Below are 2,216 nucleotides of genomic sequence, written 5' to 3'. Positions count from 1 at the left end.
GAGCGGGAGTCCGGCCGCGTAGGCCAGGGTTCTGGCGCCGGCCAGGCCCACTTGAAGGGCTCCGGACAAGCCGGGTCCGGTCGTGACGGCGACCGCGTCGATCTGGCCCAGTCGCAGGCCCGCCTGGTCGAGGGCCTGCCGGACTACGGGGTTGAACGCATGCAGGTGCGCACGGGCTGCGATCTCCGGCACCACGCCACCGAACCGGGCGTGCTCGTCCATGCTCGACGCCACCACATGCGCCAGCAGCCTCCCGTCCTGCACGATCCCCGCCCCGGTCTCGTCGCAGGACGACTCGATCCCCAGCACCACAGGCTTGCCCACTGCACACTCCTTCTGCCTCCAGCTTGCACCTGCAATATATGTGCAATAAGAACCACGGGTCAGCTCCGCCGAGCGTTCCCTGCTACCCCCCAGTTCGGCGGCGGGCGCCAGTACCGGGTGCCACGCACGCCCGGCGAGGAGCTGCTCGCCTGGCTGTTCGCCGAGGTCCTCGGCCTCGACCGGAACGGCATCGACGACGACTTCTTCGCCCTGGTCGGCGACAACATCCAGTCCATCCAGATCGTGTCGCGAGCCTGCACACAGGGCACGCAGGTCAGCTCGCGCGAGATATTCGAGCAGCGGACCATGGCGGCTCTGCCCGAGGCTGCTGCGCGTCGCGGGTCCCAGACGCAGCCGGTGCTGGCCGAGTTGCCGGGCGGCGGCACCGGGTGGATGCCGCTGATACCGGTGGCGCGGTGGATCCTGGAACGCGGGCACGGTTTCGACCGCCTCATCCCGGCCGTCGTACTCGCTGCCCGACGGCAGCGACCGGGCCGACCTGCGGGCGACGCTCGGCGCGGTCATCGACGGGCACGATCTGCTGCGCGCCTGGTGACCGGCAAGGACACCGGGCCCAGGCAGCCGGGACGGGGCACGGGCCTGCACGTCGCGCCGCCGGGCTCGGTGGACATGGACCCGCTGATCCGGCACGTCGCATGCTCCGGTGACTGGGACGCCTCAAATTCGCCGGACGGCTGCCTGCGGACCGGCCGGTCTACGGCATCCAGGCGAAGGGGCTCGACGGGACGGCCCGGCCGCCCGAGTCGATCGACGCCATGGTCACCGACTACGTCGAGGAAGTCCTCGCGGTGCAGCCCGAGGGCCCCTTCCACCTCTGCGGTCTCTCCCTGGGCGGCACGCTCACCCACGCCATGGCCGCCGAGTTGCAGCGGCGTGGGCACGAGGTGGCGCTGCTCGCCCTGCTGGACAGCGTTCCCGGCGCCTTCTTCGAGCACTACGAGCCGCCCCACGCGGACGACATCCGCGCCTACTTCGGCGATCACCTCATCAGCCCGGCCAGCGCCGGTGACCAAGAGGCGTTCGTGGACAACGCGGTCTCCGTCATCGTCGGCCACACCACGATGCTGCGCAGCTTCACGTCGCCGGCCTACCGAGGCGACGCGCTGTTCTTCAACGCTACGGCCGACGGCGACGGCTCGTACGCGGACCTGTGGCGCAGCCACATCACCGGTGCCGTCAAGGAGTACGACATCGACAGCACGCACCAGGACATGTACCTGCCCGCACCCGCCGACGAGATCTGCCGGGAGATAGGCCGCGCCCTCGCCGACGAGCCGGAAGGAGGATACGGGCCGGAGAGCTGACCCGGCGCCGACGGCGTGGTGCGGTCCATCCCACACCCGCACCACGCCGCCGCACGAAACGGAGAAGGCTGACGGACGAAGTGAGCCTTCAGTGACGTGGTTGCCGCAAACCCTGCCGGCCACCCGGAGTTCACACGAAACGCTCGTTTGTTTAAGCGCCAACTGTGGGAATGAATCCGCTTGTTGAGACGGAAGTGAATCCCCCCACAGGAGGTCCCATGCGCCGTCGACTCACCGCTCTCGCCGTAAGCGCCGCTTCCCTCACCCTGGGACTGGGCGCAGCCGCCACCCCCGCACAGGCCGTGCCCGCCGACAAGGCGCAGGTACTCAGCAACTGGACCCAGACCGACGCGGGCAGCTACAACGCCTGGGTGTCGGCCAACAACAACCAGGGAGCCTGGAGCGCCTACCAGTTCAACTGGTCGACCGACTACTGCTCCACCTCGCCCGACAACCCCCTGGGCTTCCCCTTCAAGACAGCCTGCGCCCGCCACGACTTCGGCTACCGCAACTACAAAGAAGCCGGCACCTTCAACGCCAACAAGGCACGCGTCGACAGCGCCTTCC

2 protein-coding genes and 2 pseudogenes are annotated in these 2,216 nt (G+C 69.2%); 3 read left to right on the top strand and 1 reads right to left on the bottom strand.

Translation table 11 applies throughout. The features are described from left to right. Window positions 1-312 (bottom strand): annotated as a pseudogene (locus tag ACQKIP_RS45620) (tRNA (adenosine(37)-N6)-threonylcarbamoyltransferase complex transferase subunit TsaD); the annotation flags it as partial. On the opposite strand from ACQKIP_RS45620, the pseudogene ACQKIP_RS45615 reads away from it, so the two are divergent. The 3 genes and pseudogenes from ACQKIP_RS45615 to ACQKIP_RS45605 form a co-directional block, all read left to right on the top strand. Next, window positions 238-582 (top strand): annotated as a pseudogene (locus tag ACQKIP_RS45615) (hypothetical protein); the annotation flags it as partial. The pseudogenes ACQKIP_RS45620 and ACQKIP_RS45615 overlap by 75 nt on opposite strands. Before the next feature lie 410 nt (window positions 583-992). Continuing rightward, complete coding sequence (locus ACQKIP_RS45610; protein ID WP_365857136.1) at window positions 993-1,649, top strand: thioesterase domain-containing protein; 657 nt, start codon at window positions 993-995, stop codon at window positions 1,647-1,649. A 218-nt stretch (window positions 1,650-1,867) separates the two neighbouring features. Further along, on the top strand, window positions 1,868-2,216 hold a 349-nt coding region (locus tag ACQKIP_RS45605), incomplete at its 3' end, for a phospholipase A2 (RefSeq protein WP_427745690.1).

Origin of the sequence: Streptomyces sp. NPDC059900, assembly GCF_050270335.1 — a bacterium.
GTDB lineage: Bacteria > Actinomycetota > Actinomycetes > Streptomycetales > Streptomycetaceae > Streptomyces.
Note: the sequence above shows the minus strand (reverse complement) of the source record. Positions and strands in the feature narration are given on the sequence as shown.